Origin of the sequence: Jiangella aurantiaca (genome assembly GCF_004349105.1) — a bacterium.
Classification (GTDB): domain Bacteria; phylum Actinomycetota; class Actinomycetes; order Jiangellales; family Jiangellaceae; genus Jiangella; species Jiangella aurantiaca.
The window spans coordinates 70192-87318 of the sequence record NZ_SMLB01000010.1; the positions used below are offsets into that span (position 1 = coordinate 70192).

At 72.0% G+C, this 17127-nt stretch carries 11 protein-coding genes; 4 read left to right on the top strand and 7 right to left on the bottom strand.

Annotated features, from left to right (window positions below):
• Positions 1-149 precede the first annotated feature (149 nt).
• Complete coding sequence (locus E1262_RS10240; protein ID WP_132103031.1) at positions 150-1985, bottom strand: NHL domain-containing thioredoxin family protein; 1836 nt, start codon at positions 1983-1985, stop codon at positions 150-152.
• 187 nt (positions 1986-2172) lie between these two features.
• On the opposite strand from E1262_RS10240, the gene E1262_RS10245 reads away from it, so the two are divergent.
• Complete coding sequence (locus E1262_RS10245; RefSeq protein WP_132103032.1) at positions 2173-3630, top strand: glycerophosphodiester phosphodiesterase family protein; 1458 nt, start codon at positions 2173-2175, stop codon at positions 3628-3630.
• A complete protein-coding gene (locus E1262_RS10250) occupies positions 3630-5405 on the top strand; it encodes a bifunctional metallophosphatase/5'-nucleotidase (protein ID WP_132103033.1) in 1776 nt (591 codons plus the stop codon). The genes E1262_RS10245 and E1262_RS10250 overlap by 1 nt, the downstream gene beginning before the upstream one ends.
• Positions 5406-5424: 19 nt before the next feature.
• Here the strand turns inward: E1262_RS10250 and E1262_RS10255 are convergent, their stop codons facing one another.
• From E1262_RS10255 to paaN, 6 genes are all read right to left on the bottom strand, one after another.
• The gene (locus tag E1262_RS10255; RefSeq protein WP_238992891.1) at positions 5425-7488 is read right to left on the bottom strand and encodes a S9 family peptidase; all 2064 of its coding nucleotides are present in this window, start codon (positions 7486-7488) and stop codon (positions 5425-5427) included.
• 37 nt (positions 7489-7525) lie between these two features.
• The gene (locus E1262_RS10260) at positions 7526-8533 is read right to left on the bottom strand and encodes a LacI family DNA-binding transcriptional regulator (RefSeq protein ID WP_132103034.1); all 1008 of its coding nucleotides are present in this window, start codon (positions 8531-8533) and stop codon (positions 7526-7528) included.
• A gap of 32 nt (positions 8534-8565) precedes the next feature.
• Positions 8566-9480, bottom strand: coding sequence for a carbohydrate ABC transporter permease (locus tag E1262_RS10265; protein WP_132103035.1), 915 nt, complete (start codon positions 9478-9480; stop codon positions 8566-8568).
• Positions 9477-10415 (bottom strand): carbohydrate ABC transporter permease, encoded by a 939-nt coding sequence (locus tag E1262_RS10270; RefSeq protein WP_132103097.1) that lies wholly within the window; start codon positions 10413-10415, stop codon positions 9477-9479. The genes E1262_RS10265 and E1262_RS10270 overlap by 4 nt, the downstream gene beginning before the upstream one ends.
• 101 nt (positions 10416-10516) lie before the next feature.
• Positions 10517-11884 (bottom strand): ABC transporter substrate-binding protein, encoded by a 1368-nt coding sequence (locus E1262_RS10275; RefSeq protein ID WP_132103036.1) that lies wholly within the window; start codon positions 11882-11884, stop codon positions 10517-10519.
• A gap of 166 nt (positions 11885-12050) precedes the next feature.
• Positions 12051-13730: a phenylacetic acid degradation protein PaaN gene (paaN, locus tag E1262_RS10280; RefSeq protein ID WP_132103037.1), complete on the bottom strand. Its 1680-nt coding sequence runs from the start codon at positions 13728-13730 to the stop codon at positions 12051-12053.
• A gap of 212 nt (positions 13731-13942) precedes the next feature.
• Here paaN and paaI point away from each other — a divergent pair, with 212 nt between their 5' ends.
• Together paaI and pcaF are read left to right on the top strand one after the other, a co-directional pair.
• A complete protein-coding gene (gene paaI / locus E1262_RS10285) occupies positions 13943-15898 on the top strand; it encodes a hydroxyphenylacetyl-CoA thioesterase PaaI (protein ID WP_132103038.1) in 1956 nt (651 codons plus the stop codon).
• Positions 15895-17094 (top strand): 3-oxoadipyl-CoA thiolase, encoded by a 1200-nt coding sequence (gene pcaF, locus E1262_RS10290; RefSeq protein ID WP_132103039.1) that lies wholly within the window; start codon positions 15895-15897, stop codon positions 17092-17094. Before paaI ends, pcaF begins: the two co-directional genes overlap by 4 nt.
• Positions 17095-17127: the final 33 nt, after the last annotated feature.

Below are 17127 nucleotides of genomic sequence, written 5' to 3' on the forward strand. Positions count from 1 at the left end.
GTCCCCTTGAACCGACGCGACCGGCCCACGGATCGGATCGAAGAGCCGAAAATGAGCACGTGAAGTAGGGGTGCACCCGCTCCACCAGGCATGCATTCCTCGGGAAGCGGGAGCACGCCTTTCCCGCGACGCTCGGAGACACGCTCGTCTCAGCCGGACAACACGAGCTCGATACGGCTGGTGCCGCCCTCGGCCAGGCGGACCGGGATGCCCCAGTCCTGCTGGTGGATGTGGCAGGCGGCGTTCTCGCCACCGTCGTCGCAGGACGCGGCCATGGCTGCGACGTGTAGCACGCCGGCGCCGGCGACGTCCGCCGCGATCGTCAGCCGGCGGGTGAGGGCTGTGTCCCGGCCCGCGCCGTCGGCCAGCAGCGGCGCCGGCGTCGACGACACCGTCAGCCGGGTGGCCGGGCCGTACCGCTCGTCCAGCTTCTGCCCCGGCGGCGGCTCGAACACGACGACCAGTTCGACCTCGCCCGGCGCGATGTCGAGGGCCGGCCGCTGGGTCCGGTGCGCCGAGCCGGACGCCGTCGCCGCCGCTCCCAGTGGGATGCGGGTGAGCCGGTGCGCGCCGGACTCGACCACCACCAGGTGCTGACCGTCGACGACCGCGCCGCTGGGCTCGCGCAGGCCGGTGGCGAGCGTGCTCACCGCGCCGGTCGCGGGGTCGTAGCGGCGGACGGCGTTGTTGTAGGTGTCGCTGATCGCGACCGAGCCGTCGGGCAGCGCCGTCACGCCGAGCGGGTGCTGCAGCAGTGCCTGCCCGGCCGGGCCATCGCGGAAGCCGAAGTCGAACAGCCCGGTGCCGACGGCCGTCTCGACGACGCCGTCGCGGATCGCCCGCAGGGCCGACGTCTCGGAGTCGGCCAGCCAGAGCGTGCGGTCCGCCGTCACCGTCAGCCCGGAGGTCTGCGCGAACCAGGCGTCCCGCAGCTTGCCGTCGACCAGCCCCTCGTTCGTGGTGCCGGCGAGCAGCCGGATGGACGGCTCGTTCGGGTCGAACGCCCAGAGCTGGTGGATGCCCGCCATCGCGACGACGACGGTCAGCAGCTCGGGCGACCAGACGACGTCCCATGGCGACGACATCGGGATCGCGCGCGGGTCGCCGCTGACGTCGTCGCCGTTGGGGTCGCCCTGCATCCACGGCGTGCCGGTGCCGGCGACGGTGGTGACGTGGCCGTCGGCCAGGCGGACCCCCCGCAGCACGTGGTTGACGCTGTCGGCGACCACCACGTCGTAGCCGACGTGCGGGCGCAGCTCCAGCGGCAGCAGCGTCAGGCCCTGCGGCTCGTTGAAGCGAGCCTCGCCCGGGCCGCCGTCGGCCAGACCGCGCTCGCCGGTGCCGATGCGTCGCACCACCGTCTCGAGGTCGTCGGCCAGCTCGACCAGGCTGTGGTTGCCGCTGTCGCTGACCAGGAACGTGCCGCCGGGCAGCGCGATCGCCTTGCCGGGGAATCGCAGCGTGGTGGGCTCCGGCTCCGGCGGGACGTAAGGCCCGTCGCCGCGGCGCAGCGTGCCCTTGGCCTCGTGCACCGGTATCAGCTCGTCGAGGATCGCGGTGAGTGCGTGCGCGTGCCCCTCGCCGGAGAACTGCGCCGCGATGTACCCCTCCGGATCCACCAGCGTCAGCGTCGGCCAGGCTCGGACGGCGTAGTTCTGCCACGTCGTCAGCTCGGGGTCGTCGAGGACCGGGTGGTGCACGCCGTAGCGCTCCACCGCCGCGACGACCGCCTCGTGGTCGGCCTCGTGCACGAACTTCGGCGAGTGCACCCCGACCACCGTCAGCACATCGCCGTAGCGCTCTTCGAGCGGCCGCAGCTCGTCGAGGACGTGCAGGCAGTTGATGCAGCAGAAGGTCCAGAAGTCGAGCAGCACGAAGCGGCCACGCAGCTCGGCGAGCGTCGGCGAGTTGTCGCCGGTGTTGAGCCAGCCGCCGCGTCCCACCAGCTCGGGGGCGCGGACCCGGGCCCGTCCAGTCGATGCCATGGGTCAATTCTGCGCGCTGAGGGTTGCGGGCCGGGTGAGAGCCTTGGCACACAACAGAGCCCCGGCCCCGTCGTGCGTCGCGGACGTCTTCACAGGAGCGTCGGGCGGGCGTCACCGGACGGCCCCTTGCCGCACACCTTGCCTCCCGAGAGTGGGTGGTTCACCCCCACCCATCAGGGAGCACCCCATGCCCAGCACCTGGAGGACGACGGCGGTCACAACGGCCGCCGTCGCGCTGACGGTGGCCGGCTTCGTCCGCACGGACGACCAAGCACCGCCGCCGAGCACTCCCGAGCAGACCGCCGCCCAGCCGCGCGACCCCGTCCGCGGGATCGACGCGATCCACGAGATGTACCTCGACCACGGGCCGGACGCCGGCGTCATGGTCATCGCGCACCGCGGCTACTGGCGCGGCGCGCCGGAGAACTCGATCGCCGCCATCGAGCAGGGCATCGAGCGCGGCGCGCACGTCGTCGAGATCGACGTGCAGCGGACGGCGGACGGCCACCTCGTGCTCATGCACGACACCACCGTGGACCGCACCACGAACGGCACCGGCGCGGTGTCGTCGCTCACCCTCGACCAGATCAAGGCGCTGCGGCTGAAGGAGCACCTCGGCGGCGCGCAGGCAGCCCTCACCGACCACCAGGTGCCGACCCTGGAGGAAGCGCTCGCGGTCGTGAAGGACCGGGCGATGGTGAACCTCGACAAGGGCTGGCCGTTCCGTGACCAGGAGTACGAGCTGCTGGTCGAGACCGGCACGCTGCGCAACGCGATCTTCAAGAGCAGCGCCCCGGTCGCCGAGGTCGAGCAGTTCCTGGCCCGTGACCCGGAGATCCTGTACACGCATGTCGTCAACGACGGCAACGCGTCATCGATCGGCGCGTTCACGGACGACGACGACCGGCCGCAGGCCTACGAGCTGGTCTTCGACCGGCTGACCGATCCGCAGATCCAGCCGGCCACGGTCGCGAACATCCGCGAGGACGCCCGGGTGTGGGTCAACACCATGTGGTACGGCCTGGCCGCCGGGTACACCGACGAGCGGTCGCTGCTCGACCCGGCCGGCGGCTGGCAGTCGGTCGTCGACCGGCACGGCGCCTCGATGATCCAGACCGACGACCAGGACGAGCTGGTCGACTGGCTGGCCGCGCGCGACGCCGGGCGCGACTGGCCGGTGTTTCCCCGCGACGTGCTGCGCGTCGAGGCCGAGGACTACTCGATCGACGGGCTCGGCGTCGGCTACTCCGACCAGGACGTCGAGAACCGCGGCGGCGCCGACCGCGAGTACGAGGGCGTCGACGTCTGCGACAACGGCGGCGCGATCGTCGTCTGCTGGATCCGCGGCGGCGAGTGGATCCGCTACTCCGTCGACGTGCGGGTGCCGGGCCGGTACGCCGTCACCGCGCGGGTGTCGTCGCCGTACCGCCCGGCCGGCCGGTTCACGCTCGAGTTCGGCGACGGCGACCGCCTGGGCCCGGTGGACGTGCGGACGACGACCGGCCACAACATCTTCATGACCCAGCCGGTCGGCGAGGTCGTGCTCGACCGAGGCACGCACCACTTCACGTTCCGGGTCGACCCGAACGCCTACCAGAACTTCAACCTCGACCGGATCGACGTCGAGCGAATCGGGAGCCGCTGATGCGCCGTCACACCGTCCTCACCGCGGCCGCCGCCGCCCTCGTCCTGGCGGGGTCGGCCGCGCCGGCCGCGACCGCGGACCATGCCGCTGCGGACACCGTCCCCGTCCAGTTGCTGTCGATCACCGACCTGCACGGCTACTTCGGCGAGTACACCGCGACCATCAGCGGCGCGCACGCCGGCGACCCGGCCCAGCGGGTCGGCGGCGGTGCATACCTCGCGACGCACCTGAAGCAGCTGGCCGCGGGCCAGCCGAACTCGATCCTGTTCTCCGCCGGCGACGACTTCTCCGGCTGGCCGGACGAGACCGAGTTCTTCTGGAACGAGCCGACCATCGAGTACCTCGACGCCATCGGGCTGGAGTTCAGCACCGTCGGCAACCACGAGATGGACCGCGGGTTCGCGTTCCTCGACCACATGATGAACGGCACCTGCGAGGGCCGCCCGGACGACGACCTGTGCTTCACCGACTCGACCGGGCGGGTCTTCGACGGCGCGGAGTTCGACTACTACTCGGCGAACCTCGTCGATCTCGCCACCGGCGAGCCCGCGCTGTCGCCGTCGCACATCGAGTACGTCGACGACGGCGCCGGCGGCACGCTGCCGATCGGGTTCGTGCACGCGACGACCTCGCTGACGTCGAGCGAGCAGATGTCGTACACCCCGGCGGGCTACGACTACGCGCCTGAGGTCGCCGCGATCAACGCCGCGACGGCGGAGCTGCGGGATCATGGCGTCGAGGCGATCGTCGTCGTGCTGCACGAGGGGTTCTCGCAGCAGGCGGGCACCGGCTACAACGACTGCGTCGCGCCGTTCGGCCCGGCCGTCGACTTCAACCGGGAGATCGACGGAGAGGTCGACGCGATCGTGACCGGGCACTGGCACGGCATGGTCAACTGCTTCCTGCCCGGTCCCGACGGCGTGCCGCGGCCGATCGTCCAGGGCGGCAACCACGGCCACCTGATCAGCGAGATCGGCCTCCAGCTGGACCCGGCCACCGGCGACGTCGTCCGCGACCGCACCACCTCGGTCCTGCACCCGAACACGCAGGACGTCGCGCCGGACCCGGAGGCGGCCCGGATCGCCGCCTACTGGCGGGCCGAGGTGGCCGAGCGCAACGCCACCGAGGTCGCCACCGTCTCTGGCGACATCCGGCGGGCGCCCGGCGACGCCGCCGAGTCGCCGGCCTACAACCTCGCCGCCGACGCGTTCCTGTGGGCGGCCAACCGGGACGGTCAGGCCGACCTCGCGGTGGCGATGCCCGGCATCCTGCGGGCCGACCTGAGCTACGCGCCGAACGCCGCGTTGACGGGTGACGCGCCCGGCCGGGTGCTGTTCCCGGAGCTCGCGGTCGGCCTCGTCTACGACTCCGGCATCGGCATCGGGCTCGTCCGCGGCACGGTCACTGGGCAGGACGTGCTCGACCTGCTGGAGAGCCAGTGGCAGGCGGGCCCGAACGGGACGGTCACGTTCCGGTCGATGGCGGTGTCGGGCAACGTGACGTACGCCTACGACACGGACCGGCCGGTCGGCCGGCGGATCGTGCCGGGCAGCGTCCGGATCGACGGCAGGCCGCTGCGGCCCGGCAGGGACTATCGGGTGGCGACGCTGGCGAACAACTTCTTCGCCAAGAACGCCACCCCCGGCTTCACCGCCCTGTTCGACGCCCGCGACCAGGACCGCAGCCTCTACAACGGCGGCGACGCGCTCTGGCGGTACGTCGAAGCGCACTCGCCGCTCGCCCCGCCCGCGGTAGGCAGGGCGAGCGCACGATGACGAACGGGGACGCCGGCGGTCAGACCAGGATCGCCGGCGTCTCCCAGTCCTTGCCGAGCACGTTGTGCGCCAGGAACGCGAACACCGTCTGGTACCAGACCTTCGCGTGCTGCGGGGTGAGGATCCAGTGGTTCTCGTCAGGGAAGTAGAGGAACTTGTGCGGGATCTCGCCGTCCTCGGCCTCGGCCCGGGAGGCGATCTCGAACCAGAGCCGCAGCGCCTCGCCGATGGGCACCCGGTAGTCGCGGTCGCCGTGGATGACCAGCATCGGCGTGGTGATGGAGTCGACGTGGTTGTGCGGCGAGTTGGCCGCCGCCATCTCGGCCGACATCTCCTTGACCCAGTAGAACGCGGCGTCGGTGGTCGGGCCGAACTGGTCCAGTGCCCAGAGGCTGGCGTGGGTGACGATGGCGCCGAAGCGGTCGGTGTTGCCGGCCACCCAGTTCGCCATGTAGCCGCCGAACGAGCCGCCCATGGCCGCGGTGCGGGTCTCGTCGATGTCGTCGCGGGCGACGGCGGCGTCGGTGATCGCCATGAGGTCGGTGAACGGCGCCTTGCCCCACGCGCCCCAGCCGCGGCGGATGAAGTCGAGGCCGTAGCCGGTCGACAGCGCCGGGTCGGGCAGCAGGACGGCGTAGCCCTGCGCGACCGCGAGCCACGGGTTCCACCGCCACGACCACGCGTTCCAGGAGCCGAGCGGGCCGCCGTGGATCCACAGCAGCAGCGGCGCCGGGCTGGTGGCCGACGCGCCGTCCGGCAGCGCGAGCCAGGCCCGCACGCGGACGCCGTCGGCCGCCGTCGTGTCGAGCTCGGTGAGGGTGCCGGGCAGGTTGGGCACCGGCGCCGGCGCCGGCAGCGGCTGCGACTCCTGCCGGGCGGTGATCGCGGACAGCCGGACCGGCCGAGGCGGCTCGAGGTACGACGTGCGCAGTGCGTAGACGGTCTGGCCGTCGGGCGAGACGACGAGGTCGGAGTAGGCGTAGTCGTCGGCGGTGAGCCGGGTGATCTCGCCGCTGGCGAGGTCGGCCCGGAAGACCGGGGAGCGGCCGTCGTCGTCGGCGGCGAAGAGGACCGCCGAGCCGTCCGGCGTCCACACCGGCGACCCCGGCCAGCGGTCCCAGTCGGCGGTGAGCGACCGGGTGGCGCCGTCGGCCACTGAGATGACCACCAGCTCCTGGTCGATCGGCTCGGTCGGCGTGGACCGCCGGCCCTTGATGGCCGCGACGCTGGCGCCGTCGGGGGCGAACTTCGGCGCCTCGAACTCGTAGTCAGGGTCGTCGGCCAGCACGCGCCGCTCGCCGGTGGCGACGTCGACCAGCATCAGCGACTGGCGGAATCCGCCGCGCTCGGGCAGGTTCCACACCGCGACGACGGCCGAGCCGTCGGGGCTGACGTCGAACGAGGTGGAGTCCAGCGAGCGGCCGGCGTCAGGGGTGAGGTCGCGCAGCTCGACCGCGGGGTCGTCGAGCGGCGACTCACCGTCCTGCAGCGCGCCGGCGAACAGCCGCGGCGCGTCGGGACCGAGGTCGTGGTCCCAGTACCGCACCGGGTAGCGCTCGTGCAGGATCGCGGCGACCTTGCGCTCCTTGCGCTCCTTGCGCTTCTTCTCCTCGGACTCCAGATCGGTCGACGAGGGGAAGGTGCTGGAGGCGACCACGATGGTCCCGGACTCGCGTGCGACGACCACGCCGCCCACGCCGCCGGGCCGCTTGGCGACGACGCGGGCCTCACCGCCCTCGGCCGGGAGCAGCCAGAGCAGCGGGACCTCGTCGTCCTCCTTCGCGGCCGGGTCGGGGCGGGCCGAGCCGAACAGCAGCGAGCCGTCGGGCAGGAACGCGGCGCCGCTCTCGCCCTTGGCGCTGCGGGTCAGCCGGCGGGCCGGACGCTGGCCGGCGGGGTCGACCTCCCAGAGCGCGGTGACGTACTTGGTGCTGTCGGGGCTCAGCGTGGACACGGCGGTCACCAGGCGGGTGCCGTCAGGTGACAGCGTCAACCCGCCGGTGCGCGGCAGTGCCACGTAGGCGTCCAGGTCGTGGAACGGAGTGGGTGGAATGTCCGGCGTCTCCGGCGTGGTGTCTGTCACGGTTTCTTACCTATCACGCGAACCAGACGACCGACGCTCAGCGGGGCGGTGCGGTACTGGTCCGGGCGATCAGCTCGGTCGGGACGGTGGTGATCGACGGCTCGGTGTCGATGCCGGAGCGCAGCCGCTCGACCAGGGCCATCGCCGCGAGGCGGCCCTCTTCGCGGACGTCCTGGGCGACGGTGCTGAGGCCGAACAGCCAGGACATGTCGTGGTCGTCGACGCCGATGACGGAGAGGTCCTCGGGCACCCGGACGCCGCGCTGCCGGGCCGCGTACATGACGCCCATGGCGACCTCGTCGGAGACCGCGAACAACGCCGTCGGCCGGACGTCGCGGGAGGCCAGCTCCTCGTATGCGGCGATGCCCGCCTCGACGGTGAACTTGGCCGGCACCGTGAGCCGCGGGTCGGGCTCGACGCCGGCCTCGCGGAGCACCTCGGCGTACCCGAGCCGGCGGTCCGGCGAGACCGGGAAGCCGAGGTGGTCGTCGGGGTCGCCGCCGGCGAAGGCGACGCTGCGGTGGCCCAGCTCGACGAGGTGCCGGGTCGCCTGCCGGCCCACCTCGACGTCGTCGACGCGGATGGTGGGGATGCCCGGCACGATCGGCCCGACCACCATGACCGGACGGTGCATGGCGTGCAGCGCCGCGACCTCGTCGGCGTCCAGCGGCAGGCTCATGATGAGCAGGCCGTCGGCCCGCTTGCGCAGCAGCTGGGTGTCGAAGACCTTGCGCCGGTTGGTCTCGACCTCGGACAGGTCGTATCGCAGGACGTCGTACCCGTGCTGCGCCAGCACCTCCTGCGCGCCCTCGAGCACCGCGGTGAAGTACCAGCCGCGGGCGATCGGCGACACGACGGCGACGGCGCCGGTGCGGCCGGTGGGCAGGCCGGCCGCGCTGGGCGACGCGACGTAGCCGAGCTCGGCCGCGATGTCCTGCACGAGCTGCCGGGTGGCGGCGGACACCCCCGGCAGCCCGCGCAGCGCCCGCGACACGGTCGCCACCGAGACCCCGGCCCGGGCGGCGACATCGACGATTCCGGTCATCGGACGCATCTCTTCGTCGGCGGTCCCGGGCGTCACCCCTTGACGCTGCCTGCGAGCAATCCGCGGACGAAGTAGCGCTGCAGGAACAAGAACACGATCACCGGGACCACGATCGACACGAACGCACCGGCGGACAGCAGGTGCCACGTGCTGCCACGGCTGCCGGACAGCTCGGCCAGCCGAGCCGTGAGCGGCTGGACGTCCTGGGCACCGGGCGTCATCGAGATGGCGACCAGCAGGTCGTTCCAGACCCAGAGGAACTGGAAGATCGTGAACGCGGCGATCGCCGGAGTGACCAGTGGCAGCATGATCCGCAGGAAGATCGTCACGTGGCCGGCGCCGTCGACCCGCGCCGCCTCCATCAGCTCGCCGGGAACCTCCTTGAAGAAGTTGTGCAGCAGGAAGATCGCCAGCGGCAGCGCGAAGATCGTGTGCGAGATCCACAGCGGCCAGAACGTCCCAGCGAGGTCCGCGTCGACGAACATCCGCAGCAGCGGTAACAGCGCCACCTGCAGCGGCACGATCTGCAGCGCGAACACCGCGACGAACAGCGTGTCGCGGAACGGGAACTTCATCCACGCGAACGCGTACGACGCCAGGCACGCGATGGACACCGGGATGACCACGGACGGAACCGTGATCACCAGCGAGTTGACGAAGTACGTGGACAACGACGTGCCGCCGTACAGCACCTCGTCGTAGTTGGCCAGCGTCAGCTCGGGGTCGCTGAACCAGTTCCACCAGCCGGAGGTCCGGATGTCCAGCTCGGGGCGGAACGACGTCAGCAGCAGGCCGAACGTCGGCAGCGTCCACAGCACGGCGATGATCAGCGCGATGAGTGACGCCCAGCGCGACGTGAGCCGCTTGCGGGTCCGGCCGGTGATGGTGGCCGGGGTGACGGTCGCCAGCTCCTCCTGGAGCGCGGGGGTGGGAATCGCGGCGGTCATCGCAGTTCCGCCTTTCGCAGCTGTCGGATGTTGTAGGCCACGATCGGGATCACCAGGATGAACAGGAGCACCGCGAGCGCGGACGCCAGACCCGTGTCACCCAGCTGGAAGCCCTGGGTGTAGAACTCGTTCGCGACGACGCTGGTGTCGAAGTTGCCGCCGGTCATGGTCCGGACGATGTCGAACACCTTGAGCGTGCCGATCGAGATGGTCGTCAGCACCACCACGAGCGCCGGCCTGATGCTCGGCACCGTGATGTAGCGGAACATCCGCACGCCGGTGAGGCCGTCGAGCTGGGCCGCCTCGGTGATGTCGGACGGGATGGCCTTGATGGCCGCCGCGAGCACGGTCATGGCGAACCCGGCCTGCACCCAGACCATGATGACGATGAGGAACAGCGTGTTCAGCGGCGAGTCGACGAGGAAGTGCCGCGGCTCCAGACCGATCCACACCAGCACCTGGTTCAACAGGCCCACCTGCTCGATGTTCTGCTGGTCCGGCCGGTACTCGTAGACGTAGCGCCAGATGATCGATGCGCCGACCAGCGAGATGGCCATCGGCATGAAGATGACCGCCTTGGCGAATGCCTCAACACGGGAGCGGTCGACCAGCACCGCGTACACCAGCCCGATGAACGTCGCCACCACCGGCGTCAGGATCACCCAGATCGCGGTGTTGCGCAGCACCGTCAGCATGTCGGAGTTCGTGAAGATCTCGGTGAAGTTGTCGATGCCGACGAACTCGTCGCTCGTGCGGTCGAAGAACGATAGGTACATCGTCCGGATGGCGGGATAGATCAGCCCGACGGCCAGCAGGAGCAACGCCGGCAGGACGAACGCGAGCGACTGCCACAGGTCGGCGCGCCGCCGGGCCCGGCCCACCACCAGCAGGATCGCGCCCATGACGCCGACGAACAGCGCCACGGCCAGCGCCATCTGCCCGAACTTCTCGAAAGTGTCCACGTCTCACCACCTAGGAGAGCGGAGCAGGGTGAGGTGGGGATGGCCGGAGGTCCCGATCATCCCCACCGTCTGCCCTACTGCGGCCAGGCCGCCTCGATCGCGTCGACGGTCTCCTGTGTCTCCGCACCGGTGACCCAGTCGACCATCCCCGTCCAGAACGCGACGGTCCCGACCTCGGCCGGCATCAGGTCCGACGCGTCGAACCGGAACACCGCCTCGGGGTCCTGAATGATCTCCGCCGAGAGCTGGTTGACCGGGCTCTCGTAGGCGTCGATCGGGACGGTCCGGTTGGCCGACACGAAGTTGCCGTGGCTGGCCCTCTCGGCGTGCCAGTGGTCGCTCGACAGGTACGTCTGGAAGGCCTGGACCTCCGGACGCTCGGCGAACGCGGCCACGAACTCGCCACCGCCGAGGACCGGGTTGCCGTGCTCCTCCTCGATGCCGGGGAGGTAGAACGCGAACACGTCGCCGTCCTCCGCGACCTCGACGCCCTCGCCCCAGTTGGCCTGGTAGAACGACGCCTGGTGGTGCATCCAGCAGTTGCCGTCGAGGATCGGCAGGCCGGCGTCCTCGAACCGCGTGGTGGCGATGCTGGCGACGTCGCCGAGGCCACCGTTGACGTACTCGTCGTTCTTCAGAATCTCGCCGACCGTGTCGAACGCCTCGACCACCTGTGGGTCGTTGAACGGGATCTCGTGCGAGAACCACTGGTCGTAGACGTCGGGACCGGCGGTGCGGAGCATGACCTCCTCGACCCAGTCGGTGCCCGGCCAGCCGGTGGCGTCACCGGAGCCGAAGCCGGCGCACCACGGGATGCTGCCGTCCTCGACGATCTGGTCCGAGAGCGCGATGAGGTCGTCCCACGTCTCCGGCACCTCGTAGCCGGCGCCCTCGAACGCCGACGGCGAGTACCAGACGAACGACTTCACGTTCGCGCCGAAGGGTGTGCCGTAATAGGTGCCGTCGACAGTGCCGTACTCGATCCACGACGGGTCGAAGGACGCCTCGACGTTGGCCCGGGCCTCGTCGGGCACCGGGATGACCGCGTCGTGGTCGCGCACCAGCGTGGCCAGCAGACCGGGCTGCGGGATGATCGCGAGGTCGGGCGGCGAACCCGCCTGGATGCGGATGGGCAGCTGGGCCTCGAACTCGTCGGAACCCTCGTAGTCCACCGTGACTCCGGTGCACTCCTCGAACTTGTCGAATGAGGCCTCCAGAGGTGCGTCCTCCGGCGGCACGATCGTGCTGTAGGCCGTCACCGTGCTGCCGCTGAGATCGCCGTAATCGGCTGCGAACTCGCAGTCGGTGTCGCCGCCCCCAGTCTCGCCGCCCCCCGCGGTCTCGTCGTCGCCGTCATCGCCACCGCATGCGGCAAGGACGAGCGACACGCTGGCAGCGAGGCCGACAGCTGCCCAGCCCCTGCGGGCGCTGCTCTTCGCCATGTGTCTGTCTCCCTCCCAGAAGGGATCGGTCCGAGCACCTGCCGCTCGAATCCCAGTGCATGAACGAAAACGTTTACGCTCGAAAATTGCAAGAGCCCATCGGCAACTTCGCCGTAACGATTGCGTCACGCCGTTCGGCGCATGTGAGATGTCACACGGGACCGGCTCAGGTGTGCCTCCGTGCGGCCACCACCCGGAACCGCGAAGCCACGAACGCGGCGTCGGTGAGGCACGCGTTCGCGGCCGGGTTGGCGCCGCTGCCGTGGAAGTCAGAGAACGCCGCCGACTGGTTGACGAAGACCCCGCCGGTCAGGTTGATCGACAGCGGGACGCCGGCCTCGACAGCGGCCTGCTCGGCGGCGTCCAGCACGGCCGGATCAGTGGAGTAGACCGACGCCGTCATGCCGCCGTGCTCGCGGACGGACGACGCGAACCGGTCCAGCGCCTGCGCGGTCGAGTCGGCGGCGATGAGGAACGACACCGGGCCGAAGCACTCGGCCGAGTAGCGGTCCTCGTCGGCGATGTCGACGGCGACGACGGCGGGCGTGCGGATGGTCGCGTCCGGCCAGGCCGGGTGCCGGATCGTGCGCGCGGCGAGGACGGTGCCGCCGTCGCCGGCGAGCGCGTCGACGCGGTCGCGGACGCCGTCGTTGACCACGGCGCCCAGGATCTCGACCGCCCGGGCGTCGTCGCCGAGCAGCTTGTCGATGGCGCCCGCGAGCGCCGCGCCGAACTCGTCGAACGTCACCCTGCCCTGGTCGGTGAGCACGCCGTCGCGCGGGACGAACACGTTCTGCGGCGCCGTGCACATCTGGCCGGTGTAGAGGCTGAGCGAGAACGCGAGGTTGTTCACCAGGCCCTGCAGGTCGTCGGTGGAGTCGACGACGACGGTGTTCAGCCCGGACTTCTCGGTGAACACGACGGCCTGGCGCGCGTGCTCCTCGAGCCAGGAGCCGAACGCCGTCGAGCCGGTGAAGTCGACGATGCGCACCTCGGGGCGGACGGCCAGCACGGCGGCCAGCCCGTCGGCCGGGTCCTCGGCCGCGAGCGTGACGAGGTCGGGGTCGAAGCCGTACTCGCCGAGCACCTCGCGGATCGTCTGCACGGTCATGGCCAGCGGCAGGACGGCCTTCGGGTGCGGCTTGACGACGACGGCGTTGCCGGTGGACAGCGACGCGAACAGACCCGGCCAGGAGTTCCAGGTCGGGAACGTGTTGCAGCCGACGACCAGCGCGACGCCGCAGGGCACCACGTGGAACGTCTTCGTCATGCGCAGTGGCGCGCCCTTTGCCGGCTTCTCCCACAGCACCTCGCCGGGGATCCGGGCCTGCTCGGCGTGCGCGTACGCGACCGCCTCGAGCGCGCGGTCCAGCGCGTGCGCGCCGCCGGCCTGGAAGGCCATGACGAACGCCTGGCCGGAGGTGTGCATGACCGCCTGAGCCAGCTCGAAGATGCGCCCGTGCAGCCGCGCCAGGACCTCGAGGCAGACCGCGGCGCGGCCGTCGGCACCGGCGTCGCGCCAGGCCGGGATGGCCGCCTGGGCCGCGGCCAGCAGGGCCGTGACCGCCTCGTCGGTGGCCGGCACCCGCGGGTAGCGAACGCCGAGCTCGGGCCCGAACGGGCTGGTCTCGGTGGCGACGGTGCCGTCGGCGCCGGGCGTCTCGAGGGGGAAGTCCGCGCCGAGGTGCGCCTCGTACGCGGCCTGGCCCTCGGCGGCGGCCGTGTCGCCGTAGACGCGCGGGCTGGGTGACTCCGGGTAGGCGGAGAAGTAGGTCCGCTCGCCGATGGCCGCCTCGGCCCGGCCGAGAAGGTCGCGGTGCCGATCGATCAGACTGCCCAGCGCCATCGCGGGACCTCCACTGGTCTTCTTTCCCTTGTGGGCTCGCCGCCGCTTGGGACCTCGCGGTCGGCCGCGGCAGGTGTATGACACACTAGCGCACAGTTGGCTCCACTCTGTCACAATGACCCGCCGCCCGTCCATGAGGGGAGGGACCAGCCCCACGCCGACCGCGAGGTCCCAGCCGCGGCGAGTCCCGGAAGCGAGAGGAAAATCGGACCATGGAGGCGATCGCTCGTTCGGTGCCGGTCGGCGTTGTCGGCGCCGGGACCATGGGCGCCGGCATCGCCCAGGTCGCCGCGGCCGCCGGGCACGAGGTGCGGGTGTACGACGCGGCCGATGGCGCCGCCGCGGCCGCCGTCGAGGCGATCTACCAGCGGCTGGCCCGCGCGGTCGACAAGGGCCGGCTGCTCGCGGAGGAGGCCGAGGACGCCGCCACCCGGCTGCACGCCGTCGCCGCGCTCGAGGACCTGGCCGGCTGCGGTCTGGTGATCGAGGCCGTCGTCGAGGACCTGGAGGTCAAGCGGGCGCTGTTCGCCGGGCTGGAGGCGGTCTGCGGTCCCGACGCGGTGCTCGCCACCAACACGTCGTCGCTGTCCGTCGACGCGATCGCCGGCGAGCTCGCGCAGGCGGGCCGGGTCGCGGGCCTGCACTTCTTCAACCCGGCGCCGGTGCTGCCGCTGGTCGAGGTGGTCAGCGGCGCACACACCGACGCCGCGGTCGCCGACCTGCTGGTGGCGACGGCTGCGGCCTGGGGCAAGACCCCGGTCCGCGCGGCGTCGACGCCCGGCTTCATCGTCAACCGGGTGGCCCGGCCGTTCTACGGCGAGGCGTTCCGGCTGCTGGAGTCCGGCCGGGTCGACGCCGCCACCGTCGACGCGCTGCTGTGCGAGTCCGGCGGGTTCCGCATGGGCGCGTTCGAACTGGCCGACCTCATCGGCCACGACGTCAACCTCGCGGTGAGCCGGTCGGTGTGGGAGGCGTTCGGCCGCGACCCGCGGTTCACACCGTCGGTGCTGCAGGAACGGCTGGTCGCCGACGGCCGGCTGGGCCGCAAGAGCGGCGGCGGCATCTACGCCGCGGACGCGCCCCGCCCGGAGCCGGCGACGGCCGACCCGACCGAGGCCAACCTGGGCCACTGGCTCGGCAGCGGCGACGGCGACGGCCCGCTGACGCGGGCGGGAGCGGCCGGGCGACCGTCCGGCACGGTGCACTGGCGGATCGACTCCGACGAGGTCTCGCTGCGGCCGACCGACGGCCGGACGGCGGCCCAGCACACCGGCGGCGGGCCGCGGACCGTCGTGCTGGTCGACCTCGCGCTGGACTATGCCAGCGCGACCCGGGTCGGCATCGCGGCGCCGGAGCACGCCCCGAAGGAGCACGTCGAAGCGGCGGTCGGGTTCCTGCAGGGGCTCGGGTACGTGGTGACGGTGCTGCCGGACCTCCCCGGCCTGGTGGTGGCCCGGACGGTGGCGACGCTCGCCGCAACGGCCGCCGACGCCGTCGACTCCGGCGTCGCGACGGCCGACGACGTCGACACCGCGATGCGCCTCGGCACGAGCTACCCGCGCGGCCCGTACGAGTGGGGAGCGGCGCTGGGCTGGAACTGGGTGACCGGCGTGCTCGACGCGCTGGCCGCCGCCGAGGACGCCGGCCGCTACCGGGTCTCGCGGCAGCTCCGGGAGCGTGCCGAGACCGACGACGGGTGGCGCGAGGACGACGAGGTGGCCGATCGCGACGACCTGGCCCGCCGTGCGTCCGAGGCGATGTGGGCGGCGGATACCGCGTCGCGGGCCCTCGGCATGACGATCGAGCAGGTCTCACCCGGCACCGCGGTGGTGAGCATGCGGGTCCGGCCTGACATGGTGAACGGTCACGGCGTGTGCCACGGCGGCCTGGTCTTCGCCCTGGCCGACAGCGCGTTCGCCGTCGCGGGCAACACCCACAACCGGCGCACGGTCGCGCAGGGCGCGGACATCACCTTCGTCGCGCCGGCCCGCGAGGGTGACCGGCTGCTCGCCGTCGCCCACGAGAAGTTCCGTGGCGGCCGGTCGGGCATCTGCGACGTCACCGTGTACCGCGACGACGACCGGGCCGGGCGCGCGACCATCGCGTTGTTCCGCGGCCGGTCGCGGGAGATCCCCGGCACTCTGGTGCCGGACGAGGAGGAGACATGAGCGAGGCGTTCCTGGTCGGCGGTGTGCGGACGCCGATCGGGCGGTACGGCGGCGTGCTGTCGGCCATGCGGCCCGATGACCTCGCCGCGCACGTGCTGCGCGAACTGCTGGTCCGCCATCCGCAGGTGCCGGCCGACGCCGTCGAGGAGGTCGTGCTGGGGTGCGCCAACCAGGCCGGCGAGGACAACCGCGACGTCGCCCGGATGGCCGTCCTGCTGGCCGGCTACCCGGCGTCGGTGCCGGGGGTGACGGTGAACCGGCTGTGCGGCTCCGGGCTGGACGCGCTGGCGTACGGCGCCCGGGCGGTGCGCACCGGCGAGGCCGACGTCGTCGTCGCGGGCGGGGTCGAGTCGATGTCGCGGGCGCCGCTGGTCATGCCGAAGGCGCAGACCGCGTTCGACCGCGGGCAGGCGCAGGTGTACGACTCCACCATCGGCTGGCGGTTCGTGAACCCGGCGCTGGCGGCGGCGTACGGCACCGACTCGATGCCGGAGACGGCGGAGAACGTCGCCGCTGAGCACGGGGTCAGCCGGGCCGACCAGGACGCGTTCGCACTGCGCAGCCAGCAGCGGGCGGCCGCCCGGCACAAGGAACTGGCGGCGGAGATCGTCCCCGCCACCGTGCCCCGTGAGCGGGGCGAGCCCGACGTCGTCGACACCGACGAACACCCCCGCGAGACCTCGCTCGAGGCGCTGGCGAGGCTACGGCCGATCGTCCGGCCGGACGGCACCGTCACTGCCGGCAATGCGTCCGGCGTCAACGACGGCGCCGCCGCGCTGCTGGTGATGAGCGCGGCCGCCGTCGACCGGTACGGCGTCGAGCCACTGGCCCGGGTCACCGGCGCGGCCACCGCCGGCGTCGAACCACGGGTCATGGGCCTCGGGCCGGTGCCGGCGACGCGCAAGCTGCTCACCCGGACCGGCGTCGCGCTGGCCGACGTCGGGAACGTCGAGCTCAACGAGGCGTTCGCCGCCCAGGCACTGGCGTGCCTGCGGCTGCTCGGCCTGCCCGACGACGCCGAGCACGTGAATCCGTGCGGCGGCGCGATCGCGCTCGGCCATCCGCTGGGCATGAGCGGCGCCCGGCTGGCGCTGTCGGCCGCGCTGGAGCTGCAGCGACGCGGGTCGCGGCACGCGCTGGCCACCATGTGCATCGGAGTGGGCCAGGGAATCGCGGTGCTGCTCTCGCGCCCGTAGCCGTGCTCGGGTCCCCGACCACAGGTATCCACA

Coding starts and splice junctions, on each gene's coding strand:
- E1262_RS10240 (WP_132103031.1), bottom strand. CDS start 1,985: ATGGCATCGACTGGACGGGCCCGGGTCCGCGCCCCCGAGCTGGTGGGA.
- E1262_RS10245 (WP_132103032.1), top strand. CDS start 2,173: ATGCCCAGCACCTGGAGGACGACGGCGGTCACAACGGCCGCCGTCGCG.
- E1262_RS10250 (WP_132103033.1), top strand. CDS start 3,630: ATGCGCCGTCACACCGTCCTCACCGCGGCCGCCGCCGCCCTCGTCCTG.
- E1262_RS10260 (WP_132103034.1), bottom strand. CDS start 8,533: ATGACCGGAATCGTCGATGTCGCCGCCCGGGCCGGGGTCTCGGTGGCG.
- E1262_RS10265 (WP_132103035.1), bottom strand. CDS start 9,480: ATGACCGCCGCGATTCCCACCCCCGCGCTCCAGGAGGAGCTGGCGACC.
- E1262_RS10270 (WP_132103097.1), bottom strand. CDS start 10,415: ATGGCGCTGGCCGTGGCGCTGTTCGTCGGCGTCATGGGCGCGATCCTG.
- E1262_RS10275 (WP_132103036.1), bottom strand. CDS start 11,884: ATGGCGAAGAGCAGCGCCCGCAGGGGCTGGGCAGCTGTCGGCCTCGCT.
- paaN (WP_132103037.1), bottom strand. CDS start 13,730: ATGGCGCTGGGCAGTCTGATCGATCGGCACCGCGACCTTCTCGGCCGG.
- paaI (WP_132103038.1), top strand. CDS start 13,943: ATGGAGGCGATCGCTCGTTCGGTGCCGGTCGGCGTTGTCGGCGCCGGG.
- pcaF (WP_132103039.1), top strand. CDS start 15,895: ATGAGCGAGGCGTTCCTGGTCGGCGGTGTGCGGACGCCGATCGGGCGG.